This window comes from Rheinheimera sp. UJ63, assembly GCF_021568285.1.
Taxonomy (GTDB): domain Bacteria; phylum Pseudomonadota; class Gammaproteobacteria; order Enterobacterales; family Alteromonadaceae; genus Alishewanella; species Alishewanella maricola.
Genome location: NZ_JAKGTQ010000011.1, coordinates 12038 through 27544 on the forward strand (window position 1 = coordinate 12038; position 15507 = coordinate 27544).

At 41.1% G+C, this 15507-nt stretch carries 14 protein-coding genes; 13 read left to right on the plus strand and 1 reads right to left on the minus strand.

The genetic code is table 11. The annotated features are described in order from the left end of the window. Nucleotides 1-380: 380 nt before the first annotated feature. Entirely contained in the window at nucleotides 381-1202 is an 822-nt protein-coding gene (locus tag L1N97_RS16260) for a DeoR/GlpR family DNA-binding transcription regulator (RefSeq protein WP_229588373.1), read from the minus strand. A 587-nt stretch (nucleotides 1203-1789) separates the two neighbouring features. On the opposite strand from L1N97_RS16260, the gene L1N97_RS16265 reads away from it, so the two are divergent. The 13 genes from L1N97_RS16265 (at nucleotide 1790) to L1N97_RS16325 (ending at nucleotide 15504) form a co-directional block, all read left to right on the plus strand. Then, nucleotides 1790-2701: a sugar kinase gene (locus L1N97_RS16265; protein WP_229588372.1), complete on the plus strand. Its 912-nt coding sequence runs from the start codon at nucleotides 1790-1792 to the stop codon at nucleotides 2699-2701. Further along, nucleotides 2698-3687 (plus strand): TRAP transporter substrate-binding protein, encoded by a 990-nt coding sequence (locus L1N97_RS16270; protein WP_229588370.1) that lies wholly within the window; start codon nucleotides 2698-2700, stop codon nucleotides 3685-3687. The genes L1N97_RS16265 and L1N97_RS16270 overlap by 4 nt, the downstream gene beginning before the upstream one ends. Beyond that, on the plus strand, nucleotides 3687-4187 hold the full coding sequence (locus tag L1N97_RS16275) for a TRAP transporter small permease (protein ID WP_229588368.1): 501 nt from the start codon (nucleotides 3687-3689) through the stop codon (nucleotides 4185-4187). Before L1N97_RS16270 ends, L1N97_RS16275 begins: the two co-directional genes overlap by 1 nt. Beyond that, nucleotides 4184-5476, plus strand: coding sequence for a TRAP transporter large permease (locus L1N97_RS16280; protein WP_229588366.1), 1293 nt, complete (start codon nucleotides 4184-4186; stop codon nucleotides 5474-5476). The genes L1N97_RS16275 and L1N97_RS16280 overlap by 4 nt, the downstream gene beginning before the upstream one ends. 19 nt (nucleotides 5477-5495) lie before the next feature. Then, nucleotides 5496-6269, plus strand: a complete 774-nt coding sequence (locus tag L1N97_RS16285; protein WP_229588365.1) for a glucose 1-dehydrogenase — start codon at nucleotides 5496-5498, stop codon at nucleotides 6267-6269. A 38-nt stretch (nucleotides 6270-6307) separates the two neighbouring features. After that, nucleotides 6308-7138 (plus strand): 5-dehydro-4-deoxy-D-glucuronate isomerase, encoded by an 831-nt coding sequence (gene kduI / locus L1N97_RS16290; protein ID WP_229588363.1) that lies wholly within the window; start codon nucleotides 6308-6310, stop codon nucleotides 7136-7138. Between the two features lie 110 nt (nucleotides 7139-7248). Beyond that, entirely contained in the window at nucleotides 7249-8406 is a 1158-nt protein-coding gene (locus L1N97_RS16295; RefSeq protein ID WP_229588362.1) for an NAD(P) transhydrogenase subunit alpha, read from the plus strand. Further along, nucleotides 8403-8678, plus strand: coding sequence for an NAD(P) transhydrogenase subunit alpha (locus L1N97_RS16300; RefSeq protein WP_229588360.1), 276 nt, complete (start codon nucleotides 8403-8405; stop codon nucleotides 8676-8678). The genes L1N97_RS16295 and L1N97_RS16300 overlap by 4 nt, the downstream gene beginning before the upstream one ends. A gap of 9 nt (nucleotides 8679-8687) precedes the next feature. Beyond that, nucleotides 8688-10058 carry an NAD(P)(+) transhydrogenase (Re/Si-specific) subunit beta gene (locus tag L1N97_RS16305; protein WP_229588358.1) on the plus strand — a complete coding sequence of 457 codons (1371 nt, stop codon included), beginning with the start codon at nucleotides 8688-8690 and terminating at the stop codon, nucleotides 10056-10058. A 20-nt stretch (nucleotides 10059-10078) separates the two neighbouring features. Beyond that, entirely contained in the window at nucleotides 10079-11158 is a 1080-nt protein-coding gene (gene fbaA / locus L1N97_RS16310) for a class II fructose-bisphosphate aldolase (protein ID WP_229588356.1), read from the plus strand. A 158-nt stretch (nucleotides 11159-11316) separates the two neighbouring features. Beyond that, nucleotides 11317-12726 (plus strand): sulfatase-like hydrolase/transferase, encoded by a 1410-nt coding sequence (locus tag L1N97_RS16315; RefSeq protein WP_229588354.1) that lies wholly within the window; start codon nucleotides 11317-11319, stop codon nucleotides 12724-12726. 67 nt (nucleotides 12727-12793) lie between these two features. Then, the gene (locus tag L1N97_RS16320) at nucleotides 12794-14227 is read left to right on the plus strand and encodes a BNR-4 repeat-containing protein (RefSeq protein WP_229588352.1); all 1434 of its coding nucleotides are present in this window, start codon (nucleotides 12794-12796) and stop codon (nucleotides 14225-14227) included. Nucleotides 14228-14247: 20 nt separating this feature from the next. Then, nucleotides 14248-15504, plus strand: coding sequence for a glycoside hydrolase family 88/105 protein (locus L1N97_RS16325; protein WP_229588351.1), 1257 nt, complete (start codon nucleotides 14248-14250; stop codon nucleotides 15502-15504). Nucleotides 15505-15507 lie beyond the last annotated feature (3 nt).

Here is a 15507-nt window from a genome sequence, read left to right on the forward strand (position 1 = left end):
TTCAACTGTTGTTTTTTTCATGCATATTTGGTCAGGTGAGTTTGTTCATTGTTGAATTTAAACACTCGCTCACTTAGTACTTTTTATTTTTCGCTGCACGGAGTACTGCTTCTTCCTGAGTTAGTCTAAAAGCTCGTCAACTGCATCGTGTAAAGATTAAAAAGTAAAACGGGATGAAAACGTAGCAATTGGTTTATAGGTTCTGGAAACGTTGCACAATATAGCTCCTAACTGAGTAAACCATTCTATGTCAGATCATTTATCTTTATTATGAAGAGTTACTTTATGGTTTAGAATAAGAATGCCCTAGTCCAAATCAAAACCGTTAACTTTCATTTTTTGAAACGATGCGTCAGAGCGAATCGAGAGTAATTCAATGGTTAATCATCAACTGCTTCAACAATAATTACTTCTACTCCAGTTGTTTTAAAATACTCAATTAATTCTGGGTCAGCTTTGGAATCGGTAATTACAATATCAACTTCGTTTAATGGGCATAGAATGAAGTTGCTGCGTTTACCTAACTTTGAGCTGTCAGCTAAAATTACTAGTTTTTCGGCTTGCTTCTTCAGTTTTTGTTCAGAACGGATTAGTAAAGGGTCCGACTCCATTACTCCAAATTTGCCTATACCAGGCGTTCCCATAAACATCATTGATGCATGATAATTTTCAGTACTATCATGTTCATAAGAACTAAGGATAATTCCTTGTTCTCTATATATTTCACCACCTGGTAGTGACACTTGGCTATCACTGTTTTCGGTTATGTAGTTTGCTAGCACAAATGAGTTGGTGAGTATGTTTAAATAAAGATTACTGAGAAATTCCCCCATCATGAATGTGGAACTGCCGCCGTTGATTATGATTGAGTCACCCTCTTCACAAAGCTGTACGGCGCGTTCAGCAATTCGTCGTTTTGTATTGACCCGTTTGGCTTTATCTACAATGAAAGCAGAGCTTGACAAGTGCTTTTTCTTTGGCTCGACGTTGATTGATTCAGCACCACCACGGATCTTGTTAATTTCACCGCGTTTTGACATCTTGGTGATATCGCGTCTGATGGTTGCTTCTGACGCGTTAAGCTTTTCAGTCAAGTCACGCACACTGGCAAATTGCTGTTGGTCCAAAATGTCCTTTATCAATTGTTGCCTATGTTTTTCTAGCATTGGTAAGCCCTTTGTGTATTCTTTGCTGATACTCATATCTTATTCCATATTCTATAGGCAAAAATTGTTATGTACAGATTTCTGTGAAACATTGACATTATTTGACTTTGCAACATTTTCTGTCTTGTCTGACCATCTGTGCTAATAGTTAAGCATGATAACATTTTCTGTTGGCAACTGACCGACCAATGTTTGAAAGAGGTTTTTTGTCGGCAAAAGTAAGACCTCATGGTTTGGCTCTATTTCGCCAATTATACAAAGTGTATAACTTAAATTATTCGTTTCTTAATACTTCAGATGGGAACATATTCTGAGGAAGCAGTCACCCACCTAAAATTTCTGGATACGCTATTCACGTAACTCAAAACAATTAAACCTTAACACCCTAACTGGTTAAAGAACAAATAGCGGCAATGATCATACGAAAGCGTAAAAGCGTTGGGTTAATTTTGTCTGTGTTTCGTCACGGGTGATTATAATTACATTCAGAATTATCTAACACACCTGCTTTTTGGTCAAAATAAATCTATAGCGCTCATTTACAGTCACGAATATTGAGTTTAGAATGCTTTTTTGTGAATTAATGTTGCGTTCAGCACAGATATTGAGCAGGTGAAAGTAGAATGTCGATTGCAATATTGGGAGAGTGCATGATTGAGTGTACCCAGCTAAACAACGGGCAATATAAAGCCGGATTTGGTGGCGACACTTTAAATACAGCAGTTTATTTATCACGATGTGGTGGACACGGAGACTATTTCACGGCTTTAGGTGATGACACTTTTAGTTTGAATATGATGGAAAGTTGGAAACAAGAGGGAGTCGGCATATCAAACGTAAAAATTATCCCAGGGCAATTACCAGGTATTTATCTGATTGAAAATGATTGTTTTGGTGAGAGACATTTTTATCACTGGCGGCAAAATGCACCTGCAAGACAATTGCTGTCAGCATTTCCTGAGATATTCGATGATTTACGTAAATACTCAATTATTTTCCTTACTGGAATATCTCTTTCTATTTATCCGCAACAAGATCGTATTCAGCTTTTTAGTTTTTTAAGTGAATTTCGCAGAAAAGGCGGCACCGTCGCTTTCGATAATAATTTTAGACCAAAGAATTGGCCAGATGTGGACACAGCAAAGGCTTGTTATGAAAAAATGATGTCACTTACTGATATTGCATTATTGAGTTTTGATGATGAGATTGAGATGCATGGTGAGCATACAATAGAGGAGTGCCTGGAGCGCTGGAGCAGTCGCTTTGTTAGTGAAATCATTATTAAACAAGGAAGCAAGGAAAGTTTGATTTACAAGGATGGCGAAGTTGTAACTGTGCCCGTTGATCATATTGTTGTTCCTGTAGATACGACAGCTGCTGGCGATTCCTTCAATGGCGCTTATTTTGCAGCGAGGCAAAGAGGGGAAAGTATCAAGCAGTGTGTAAAAGAGGCCCAGCTCTGTGCAAGTATTGTTATACAGCACAAAGGCGCAATTATTGACCACAGCATTAATCTAAGAGGTGCTAAATTATGATTCGCGTACCTCCGACCTTTTGGCTTGCAGTACTTTGTCTAATCTTCACTGTCTCTTGTGCTGAAAGAGATCCAAGTGTGAATTATATCAGGCTTGCTCACACTCTTGATACAGAACACCCAGTTCACAAAAGCCTAGAATACATGGGCCAAGAGTTGATTCGTTTGTCAGGCGGCAAGATGGAACTCGTTATCTACTCTTCAGGTCAGCTGGGTTCCGAAAGGGAGATTCTTGAGTTGTTGCAGATTGGTGCAATCGGTATGACAAAAGTTTCGGCTAGTTCGCTTGAGGCCTTTGTACCAGACATGAAAGTGTTTAGTTTACCTTACTTATTTAATGACAGAGACCACTATTGGAATGTTCTTGAAAGTGAAGTGGGAGAGCGATTACTCGATTCAGGGACCGAATTCAGAATTAAGGGCTTAGGTTACTTCGATGCCGGAAGCAGAAGTTTCTACACTTCTAAAAAAAGAGTCGAAAAGCCTGAAGATCTCAATGGCTTGAAAATTCGTGTCATGAGCAGCCAATCGGCTGTTGATATGGTCAATACGATTGGTGGTGCCGCCACACCTGTCAGCTTTGGTGAGCTTTATACAGGCCTGCAGCAGGGGGTTGTAGATGGTGCCGAAAACAATCCGCCTAGTTTTTATTTCTCTAAACACTTTGAAGTTAGTAAGTATTATTTACTAGATGAGCATACTTCTATTCCCGATATTATTGTAATTGGCACTCACGAATGGAATAGCTTAGCAGCAAAACAGCAAGGCTGGCTAAAAGAGGCTATGCATTTAGCCACCCAGTATCAAAAACAATTGTGGGCTGAATCTACGGCAGAATCTTTGGCAAAAGTGAAAGAGGCTGGAGTTGAAGTTGTTCAAGCTGACAAACTTCTGTTTCAGCAAAGTGTGCAGCCTTTATATAAGAGGCTAGAGGGCCAGCCACTCTATGATTTAGTTCTTGAAATTAAAGCAATGGGGGCTAACTAATGCCACGCTTCGTCACTTTAATAAATGGTATAGATGGCACACTTCGTGTGTTTCTAGTGGTTATGATGGCACTGCTGGTTATTGATGTTAGCTGGCAAATTCTTACGCGCTTTGTTTTGCCCAAACCTAGCTCATTTACTGAAGAGTTAGCACGGTTTTTACTTATATGGATTAGCTTGATAGGCGGAGCTTATACCTATCGATTACATAGTCATTTAGGTTTTGATTTGCTTGTTAGAAAAATGAGTAAAGTAAGAGCTGTTCTTGTATTTCGTTTGAGCTGCTTGTTGGTTGCTGTATTTGCTATTGCAGTTCTGTTGATTGGCGGGAGTAACCTTGTTTACCTCACTTGGTTATTAGGTCAATCTTCACCAGTTTTAGAGTTGCCAATGGCATTTATCTATTTAGCTATTCCGTTAAGCGGCATCTTATTCTTAATTTATAGCAGTTACTTTTTTGTTGATGCCAATAATCAAACCCTAGGAGAAACTAGCGAATGATTACAATTGTCTTGTTTGGGGTTTTCTCACTTCTACTTCTTATAAATCTTCCCATTGCGCTGGCTATTATATTTGCCACTTTAGTTACCATGCTAATGACAATAGATACTTTGCCAGCACTGACAGCTATTGCACAAAGATTAGCAGCTGGCATTGATAGCTTTGCTTTGTTGGCTATTCCATTTTTCATTTTGTCTGGTTATTTAATGGGACAAGGAGGCATTGCTCATCGATTAATCGCATTTGCAAAAGTTCTCGTGGGCAGATTGCCGGGAGGTTTGGCATTTGTGAATGTTATATCATGCGCATTATTTGGTGCTATATCGGGTTCTGCGGTCGCCTCTACTTCTGCAATTGGTGGATTTATGATCCCAGCCATGGAGAAGGAAGGTTATTCTCGTCCATTTAGTAGTGCTGTAACTGTCACTGCAGCGACTACAGGAATGCTAATACCTCCCAGTAATATCTTGATAATTTATTCGCTTGCTAGTGGTGGTGTTTCAATAGCGGCTTTGTTTATCGCAGGATATTTACCTGGTCTATTGCTCACACTTTTGCTAATCGTTGCTGCGAGTCTGTATGTCAAAAAGCATGGAATTGCTCCTGCTCAGGCCGCTTCCATCGAGCCGTTCTTTCCATCGCTAATAGGAGCGGTGCCAAGCTTATTGCTCATCGTGTTAATTATAGGTGGGATAATTGGTGGCTGGTTTACGCCAACAGAAGCAGGGGCAATTGCGGTACTCTATTCATTGGCACTTTCACTTTGTATATACAAAGAAATTAAGTTCAAAGATTTGTATCCCATACTGCTTAAATCAGTTAACACAACTGCAATAGTAATGTTGTTGATAGGTGCATCTTCTGCCATGTCGTGGTTAATGTCATACGAGGAAATACCTCAGACCATTAGTGCTAGTTTATTAGCATTGTCTGAAAACCCCTTATTGATTTTATTGATAATAAATTTAACTCTGTTACTGGTTGGTACTTTCATGGATATGACACCTGCCGTACTTATCTTTACCCCTATTTTCTTACCTGTCGCAGAGTCCTTGGGCATTTCTCCATTGCACTTCGGGATTATGATGATATTGAATCTGTCAATTGGCTTGTGTACCCCACCAGTTGGTAGCGTGCTGTTTGTTGGATGCTCGATTGGTAAGGTGTCTATAGGCCAAATTATCAAGCCAATATTACCACTTTACGCGGCAATGGTAGTGGCTTTAATTCTGGTTACAGCCTTTCCTGCAATTAGCGAATATTTGCCAACATTATTGGGCCTAATCTAACAAAAAATATGGAATTACTATGCAAGAATATTTACAGAAACAATTTGGATTAAAAGATAAAGTTGCCATTGTGACTGGTGCAAGCCGCGGTCTGGGACAGGCAATGGCTATTGCATTAGGCGAAGCTGGCGCAATTGTTGTCGCCGTTGGTTCTAAACCAGAGAATGTTGCAGGAACAATCGCCAAATTAGATGAAAAAAATATTCAAAGTTTGGCTTTGGGCTGCGATCAAAGTGACGGTAAACAGATTTCTTCAGTTATTGCCAAGACTATCGAAGTCTTTGGTCGTATCGATATCTTGGTAAATAACGCTGGTACTATCAAACGTGCCCCAGCACATGAGTTCTCCGACGAGGACTGGAATGAAGTTATTAACGTCAACTTAAATGGTGTATTTAAATTTTGCAGGGAGGCGGGCAAGCATATGCTCAAACAAGGCTCCGGTAAAATTATCAACATAGCTTCTCTTTTAAGTTTTTCTGGCGGTATTACCGTTCCCGCTTATGCAGCCAGTAAAGGTGGTGTTGCTCAAATTACTAAAGCTTTGGCAAACGAGTGGGCTGCTTCGGGCATACAGGTTAATGCAATCGCACCTGGTTATTTCGAAACCGATAATACTTATAACTTGCGCCAAGACGCGGATCGTTTTGCCAGCATTTCAGCACGCATACCAGCGGGTGAATGGGGTAAACCTGAGGACTTGGCTGGGGCAACTGTGTTTTTAGCTAGCAATGCATCTAATTACATGAATGGCCACATAATGTTAGTTGATGGCGGTTGGATGGCGCGTTAAGTCGCCTAAATATTATAAATTTAAATTGAGGGCTCGCTATGGAATTCATGTTTTCCGCTGACAAGAGAAGCTACAAAACCATGCGTAATGACGAATTGCGTGAAGCTTTTGTTACTAAACGTTTGTTCGAGGTAGGTAAAATAAACCTCACTTACACCGATGTTGATCGTTGTGTGATTGGTGGTATTACGCCATCTTCCACCTCAATTGACTTGCCTACACACAAAGAGCTTGCTGCAGATTATTTTTGCCAGCGGCGTGAAGTGGGGATAATAAATATAGGTGGTAGTGGCTGTATTATTGTGGATGGTGAAACCTATCCGATGGCTAACAAAGACAGTCTTTACATTGCTAGAGGCAGTGAAAGGGTGTCGTTTAGTTCTGATGATTCGTCTCAACCTGCCAAATTTTACCTAGCATCTTATCCTGCTCATAGAATTACAAAAACTGTGCATGTTCCTAAAGATAAGGCCCAGCGCATTGAGTTGGGTAGCCAACAAACATCTAACGAGAGGACCATTTTTCAATCTATTCGTCCAGGTATAGTTGATACTTGCCAGCTGGTAATGGGTATTACCGAGCTCAAACCTGGTAGTGTGTGGAATACCAAACCGCCTCATACCCATTTTAGGCGCACAGAAGTTTACATGTATTTCGATTTGCCTGAAGAAGAAAGGGTTTTCCATTTAATGGGCGAGCCTTCAGAAATTAAAACACTTTCTCTATCACCAGAAGTCGCAATAGCTTCACCAAGTTGGTCGATTCACAGCGGTGTTGGCACAACAAACTACACGTTTATTTGGGCTATGGGCGGTGAAAACCAAGAGTTCGATGATATGGACCATTTAACTGTTGCTGATTTGGGCTAGCACAACAAACGTAATTGTAGCCTTTTGTGCTAGTCGATAAACATGAGCAGAACACGTATGTGATTTAGTCGGCATTGGTGTGTTTTTTGTTTTAATTTTAGGATATTGAAATGGCTACAATCGCATTTCTAAAAGAGACATTGTCAGGCGAGAAACGTTGCGCGCTGTTGCCAGAAAATGTGCAGTCGTACACGCGCCTCGGGGTTCAAGTGGTTTTTGAAAAAGGTTTAGGTGCAGGGCTATATATTTCAGATGAGTGTTATGTAGAAGCTGGAGCAAAAGTCGCAGAGAACCGTGAATCGATTTCTAAAGTTGCGGATATAATTTTGTCGATTCATCCAGTTGAACTTATTGAGGTACCTCTGTTTACGGGAAAAGTACTTATTAGTTTTCTGGATCCCTTCAACAACAGTAACTATGTAAAAGCCTTACGGGAACACAGTGTCAGTAGCATAAGTATGGAAATGGTTCCCCGGACTACCCGTTGTCAGAAAATGGATGCGTTAAGTTCTCAAGCAAGTCTAGCGGGTTATGTCATGGTGTCTAAAGCTATGGCTTCACTAAATCGAATATTCCCAATGATGATGACTGCAGCAGGCACTATAAAACCTGCAAAAGTGTTTATTGTTGGTGCAGGAGTTGCTGGTTTGCAAGCTATTGCCACTGCTAAACGATTAGGAGCAAATGTCATAGCTTTTGACACTCGTGACGTTGTTGCCGAGCAAGTTGAGTCTTTAGGGGCAAAATTCTTAAAAATAGATTTGGGTGATACCGGGCAAACCGATCAGGGCTATGCTAGAGCGTTAACAGCAGAACAACTTGCTATCCAACAGCAAGCGCAAGAAAAATGCATCATTGATTCTGATATCGTTATTACCACAGCTCAACTTTTTGGCCGCAAGCCACCTAAATTGATTAGCGCTGAAACAGTAAAAAAAATGAAATCTGGTTCAGTCATAGTTGATATGGCTGCCGAAAATGGTGGCAATGTTGAAGGGAGCCAGGCAGGAAAGACTATTGAATTGCATGGTGTGACACTCATTGGTACAGGTAATTGGCCTAATGAAGTCCCGTATAATGCATCTCAAATGTATGCCAACAATCTATTCAATTTGGTCAGTGAGTTTTGGGATAAAAAGAGCAGTACTTTTATGATCGATCAGACAGATGAGATTCTTAGTATTGCGCTGATTACACATAATAAAAATTTTGTTAATCCTATTATAGCTGATTTATATAAAAGCCCCGTGCAGGAGGCATCACAATGACTACTGTTTATTTACTGTTTATCTTAATACTCGCTGTATTTGTTGGTTTTGAATTGATTCGTAAAGTTCCCGCGACGTTGCATACACCTTTGATGTCTGGAGCGAACGCAATTTCGGGTATCACTGTTATTGGTGCTGTTAGCTTAGCTGGTGGAGTACAGCATGAATGGGCCACCTGGTTAGGGGCAATCGCTTTAGTGCTCGCGACTATCAATGTAGTGGGTGGTTATTTAGTAACAGACCGTATGTTAGCCATGTTTAAAAAGCGGTAAGGGAAGCCAATGTTAGACGTTTCGTTATTTATCAACTTTATGTATGTATTATCAGCAACGCTTTTTATCTTTGGTTTGAAATTACTTGGTCATCCTTCTAGTGCAAGAAAAGGCAATTTATTGTCAGCTGTTGCTATGTTTATGGCTGTAATAGTGACCTTATTAAGCAAGGAGATTCTTTCATTCGAGCTCATTTTCGTCAGTATCTTATTAGGTTCAATAATTGGTTTTTTTGCCGCTAAGAAGGTTGCTATGACTGATATGCCTGAACTGGTTTCACTTTTCAATGGAACCGGTGGATTGGCCAGCTTAGCGGTGGCTTATGCGATGCTGGTGAGCGGTGCTGAGCTATCTGTCTTTATTCTTTTCGTCAGTTATTTAGCTTTATTTATCGGCGCCGTGACCTTTTCAGGCAGTTTAATAGCTTGGGCTAAGTTGAGTGAACGTATGGTTGGACGTCCAATCGTTTTTAAAGGCCAAGCTACGTTAAATATTGCTTTGATCATTGCTGCCATCACAATGGGTTTCCTTATTGTTAACCAACCACATGTTGCGACTTGGCATTATATCGCCATCGCTTTGGCACTAATCATTGGAGTAATGGCAGTAATTCCCATTGGAGGTGCAGATATGCCGGTGGTTATTTCTTTGCTGAACAGTTACTCAGGGCTTGCGGCTTGTGCTGCTGGATTTGTGCTTGAGAATAACCTACTAATAGTAGCGGGTTCACTGGTCGGTGCTAGTGGGATAATACTGACAAACATTATGTGTAAGGCCATGAATCGTTCATTGATTAACGTACTTACTTCTGGTTTTCAGGTTGTTGTCAGCAGTAATATGAAAATTGAAGGTGAGATTAAGGCCATGACAGCAGATGATGCATTTTATGTGCTGGAAGCGGCGCAGTCTGTCGTAGTTATTCCTGGTTACGGTATGGCGGTGGCTCAGGCACAGCATACTATGAAGGAACTTCAACATCTGCTTGAAAAAAACGGCGCTGAGGTTGTTTATGCCATTCATCCGGTTGCAGGTAGAATGCCGGGTCACATGAATGTGCTACTTGCAGAGGCTGATGTTTCTTATGAACAGTTGCAAGAAATGGACGAAATTAATGCGCGAATAGAACACTTCGACGTAGCGATTGTAATAGGCGCGAATGACGTAGTGAATCCAGCCGCGCGCGAGATGAAGGGGAGCCCCATATACGGTATGCCTGTGATTAATGCAGATTTAGCCAAAAACGTATTTGTGTTGAAAAGAGGTATGGCAACAGGTTTTGCTGGTATAGATAATCCGCTATTTTTCAAACTCAATACTCGAATGATTTTTGGAGATGCAAAAGAGACATTGGGAAATTTAGTAAGACAATTCTCAAGCTAAAAGTAATAAAGAGGGAACATATGAATCTATTAGATTTAGTGCCAGCTGGTGTAGTAAATGGGGTCGATGTGGAAACTCTTTATAAAGTAGCACGCGATAATCAGTTTGCTTATCCTGCTGTAAATGTAATTGGGACCCATTCGATTAATGCAGCTCTAGAGGCGGCAAAAATAGTACAGTCGCCAATCATTATTCAATTGTCTTTTGGCGGCGCTTCGTTTTTTATGGGTAAGGGAGTGGGTTTGTTGGCGCATGATTGCGCCATAACCGGTGCTATTGCTGCTGCTCATTATGTTCATTACGCAGCTAAGCTTTATGGTATACCAGTAATTTTGCATACTGATCATGCGTCTAAAAAACAGCTGCCTTGGATTGATGGGCTATTGAAGGCCGGTGAGCAGTATTTTGAGCAAACCGGTAACCCCTTGTTTAGTTCTCACATGCTGGATTTGTCAGGAGAAGCACTCGAAGAGAATATCGCTATTTGTGCAGATTATCTTCAACGTATGGCAAAAATAGATATGGCGATTGAAATTGAGTTGGGTGTAACAGGTGGAGAGGAAGACGGTGTTGATAATTCTCACATTGATAATTCTCTGCTCTATACACAGCCACAAGATGTTGCCTATGCCTATGAAAAACTGTCCCAAGTTAGCTCTCAATTCACTATAGCAGCATCATTCGGCAATGTTCACGGTGTGTATAAGCCGGGTAACGTTAAGCTCACCCCGGAAATTTTGAAAAACTCACAATCTTATGTTGCTGATAAGTTCGGTTTGGCAGCCAAGTCACTGAACTTCGTTTTTCACGGCGGTTCTGGTTCAAGTCCAGATGAGATAAAACAAGCCATCAGCTATGGTGTTGTTAAAATGAATATTGATACAGATACGCAGTGGGCTTGTTGGCAAGGAGTTCACAGTTACTATGAGGGCAACAAAGGATATTTACAAAGTCAAATCGGTAATCCTGATAATGCAGATGGACCAAATAAGAAGTTTTACGATCCTCGAGTTTGGCTTCGTCAAATGGAAGAGTCAATGTCCCAACGACTGGAGCTGGCATTTACCGAATTGAACTGTATCAAACGATATGCTAATTAAATAAATCACAGCTAACATTGCCGGTCAAAATAAGTCACAAAAAATCACAATAACTCTTTTGGCGTCGATTTAATTCATGTAAGATGCTTCGAAAACGATACAAAATTTCAATGACGCTAGCATTGAACCCTTGTTAATCTGCTTCGAGGTAAAATTAAATGATTAAACCTGTCCGCCACTTTCTAAATGTTTTCGCTGGGTTGCTGATGTGTGCTACTTACACATCAGCAACGTTTGCATCAGATAAGCCCAATATCATTTTTATATTGACTGACGATTTGGGATTCAACCAAGTTGGTGCCTATGGCGATACGTCAATTAAAACGCCAAATCTAGATCAAATGGCAAGCAACGGTATTCGTTTTGATCATGCCTATGCTGGCAACACGGTTTGCTCTCCTTCGCGTGTTTCTCTGTTTACTGGGCGCGATGGACGTTACATGGTTAACAACGCAAACACGGTGCAACTGCAAGATATTGATATCACCATGGCTCATGTGCTCAAACATGCCAATTACGATACGGCACTATTTGGAAAGTATTCTATCGGTTCCCAGATGGGAGTAACGGACCCATTGGCTATGGGATTTGATACTTGGTATGGTTTCTATTCGATTCTAGAAGGACATCGTCAATATCCCCATATCTTGTGGCGTGATGGTGAAAAAATTCGTATTAAAGAAAACGAGGGTGGTAAAAAAGGGGCTTACGCTCAAGAGTTATTTACTAATGAAGCCATAAAGTATATCAAGCAAGATCGAGAAAACCCTTTCTTTATTATGTTAGCTTATTCATCGCCACATGCTGAACTTGCCGTGCCTGAAAAATACAGTGATATGTATGGCTATGATGAGAAAGCCTACCTTGGTATGAAAGACGGTGTTCCGTCTGACAAATACGCAGCTTATTACCCAGAACCTGTTGATAACCCCAATGCAGTGTTAGCCGGAATGGTGTCTGCTCTTGACGAGTATGTTGGTCAAGTCATTAAAACTCTTGAAGAACAAGGTGAACTTGATAACACTTTAATTTTCTTTACTTCTGATAATGGACCACATGATGAGGGGGGCGCAAATCCTGCGTTCTTTAAAGCTGCGGGTCCCTACAAGGGTATAAAACGCGATCTTTATGATGGTGGTATTCACGTACCCATGTTGGTGCAGTGGCCTGCGAAGATTAAACAAAGCCGTGTTGATGATACCCCTTGGACATTTGCTGATGTATTACCAACCTTGGCAGAAATTGCAGATGTTAATTTGAATCTTGTACCCCGCGTTCGCACAAATGGTGTATCTATTAAAGGAATTTTGAATGACTCGCCTGTAGAAATGCCTGAAAGGGTTCTTTATTGGGAGTTTTCGAAACAAGTAGGCGATCCTAACTCTGGCATTATTGGTGACACTTATCAGGCAGCTCGCAAAGGTAATTGGAAAGCCGTCCGTTATGGTTTTAACGCTGAAGTTGAGCTCTACGATATTCTCAAAGATCCCGGTGAATCTAAAAATCTGGCGGCTAAAAATCCTGCTATTGCACAAGAATTCTTAACACTATTTGAACAATACAAATAACAGCATGTGCGCCACGTAATATAACGTCGGTGCATCTTAGACATTGATTAATTCAAGAGATATTTTCATGACTAGAATGATATATGTCAGCTTTACCATCTTGCTATCACTTTTATTGGGTGGATGCAGTGTAGAGGGCGGTGATAAAAGCCAACCTCAAATGGTTGACTACTTTGCAGATAATGGTACTGGTAATCCACTTGCTGTTGTGCAGCAACCAGCAGGTGAATACCACAATGGTATTACCTATGTGTCTTATCAAGGGCCTTTCGAAGATCCCTACATAGCCGCATACAATCATGAAGCTCAAAGTTGGCTAGGACCCTTTCGTGCAGGAACCAGTGATTTAGGTAGACGAGTGGGACGTACAAAATTCGACAACCATGGTAAACCTACATTACTTATTGATGATCTCGGTTACATCCATATTTTTTATGGCGGTCATGGTGGCGATAAGCATCATGGTGTGAACACCCTAGGTGATGTTCATCACGGAGCAAATAAACACTCAATCTCAAAACGCCCTCTTGATATCACTGAGTGGGAAGCGGTCGATAATATTTCGGTTTTTGGCACCTATAATCAAGCAATCAAAATGGATAATGGCGATATCTATCTGTTTTATCGTCATGGCGCACATAGAAGTGATTGGGTATACCAAAAATCTACCGATCATGGCCGCACCTTTCAGCCCCCGGTTTCTTTCTTGAAACATAAAAGACGCACTGACGTGAAGGCGGTGGATAGCTGGTATGCCTGGGTTACTAGAGGGGAAGGCAATGAGTTAATTATAAGTTTCGACTATCACTTATGTTTGGATCACGACGCTGGCATCGATAGCCGAGGCCATGTTCCGCGGCGTCATGATGTGCACTTTATGGTTTTTAATACAGAAACGGATGAATGGCGCACAGTTGATAATCAACCATTAAATATTCCACTTACCAGAGAAGAGGCAGAGCAGAAAACACTAGTTATGGATACTGGTGATATGTGGACATTTAACGGCTCGACACACTTGGATAACAAAGGAAATCCTCACGTTTCTATTAATATGGGTAAGGATATTGGTGAAAAAGCAGGTGGGCCTAAACTAACTTATCATCTTCGTTGGGATGGCAACGAATGGCTTGGTGGCAGCCCAGTGAATGGCCAAAAATCAGGTATCTCTCGTGGTGATTTTGAGGTAACCGATCCTAATACAATTCGATTCATTATTTCAGACTCGGATGGCAAAGACGGTGTTGTAGCTGAATGGCTTAGCCGTGATGGCGGCGACAGTTTTATTAAAACACGCGAGCTTCTGCGCCGTAAAAACTCGACTTTTGCAACTACCGCAATGATCAAAAATGCACACCCTGATGCGCAAGTGATTGTTGGGCAAATTGCCAGAGATACAGCAGATAGAAAAATCTTTTTACTTGGTCAAAAAGGACCTATTCAACGTCCATTAAAAGACGCGACCTTGCCAAAAGATACGTCAACGTTTGTAAGTAAATGAATTTATGTTGAGGACTTGCTATGCGAAATAAACTGTTAAAAATTGCCACTATTCCCTTTTTGGTTAGCGTTTTGTTATCTGGTTGCAGTGAACCAGCAAACAATAAAGGTATCACTGTTCAAGCCGGTGATAATACGCAAATAGAGACAACGCAGGCTTCTGCCGATATGGCTAAAGCATCAAAGAGTATTGTGGCGTCAGCTCATGACATTGCAACACGTGTAGCAAAGTGGCAAATTGCCCAATTTGGTAATTTAACGTACATTCCTGAATCACATAGAGAAAAATCAGAAAATCCAAAATTCTGGATCCAGGCAACTTTTTATATTGGTTTGACTAAATGGCTAGAAGTCGACAAGAACGTTGAATTCATGACCTACGTTAATAAAATGGCAAAAGAGCAAGAATACGGATTGCTTACCGAGCGCCCTTATCACGCTGATGACCATACTATTGGACAAACCTATCTTTGGTTGGCTGAGCAAACAGGTAATCAAGAGGCGATTAGGCCGACACAACAGCACTTCAACTGGATTTTAGCTAATAGACCTGATGTCGGTCTTGAAATGCTAGACATTACAGCCAGTGGTTCGGGAAAACAGCATCTCGAGGGTGACTGTCAATTGCGATGGTGCTGGGCAGATGCTTTATTTATGGCACCTAGAACTTGGTTAAAACTGAGTAATGTAACAGGTGATCCTAAATATTTTGAATACGCAGATGCCGAGTTCTGGGCCGCAGCAGACTATTTATTTTCTGACGATTATGGTTTGTTTTTCCGTGACAGCCGTTATTTTGAAATGAAAAGTGACAACGGTGAACCTGTTTTCTGGGGACGTGGTAACGGATGGGTTTTTGCTTCTTTACCGTTGATTATTGATGATCTACCCAATGGTCATCCTTCTCGTGAACGCTATCTTGAATTGTATAAAAAGAACGCTGCAGCGTTATTGAAGCTACAAACCCCTGAGGGGTATTGGCCTGCGTCTTTGTTAGACCCGAACAAAGTTAAAACCCCTGAGGTCAGTGGTAGTGCTTTTATTACTTATGGTTTGGCTTGGGGTGTAAACAACGGCATTCTTACTGATGACAAATCTAAAGAAGTAGTAGAGAAAGGCTGGGCGGCATTAGAAAAAGCCGTTGCTGATGATGGACGTGTAAATTGGGTTCAGCATGTTGGTAAGTCCCCAGATCCTGTGAAGAAAACGGATTCGCAGCTTTATGGTTCTGGCGCAGTGTTATTAGCTGCTTCAGAAATGGCAAAATGGCAAGGCTAAATA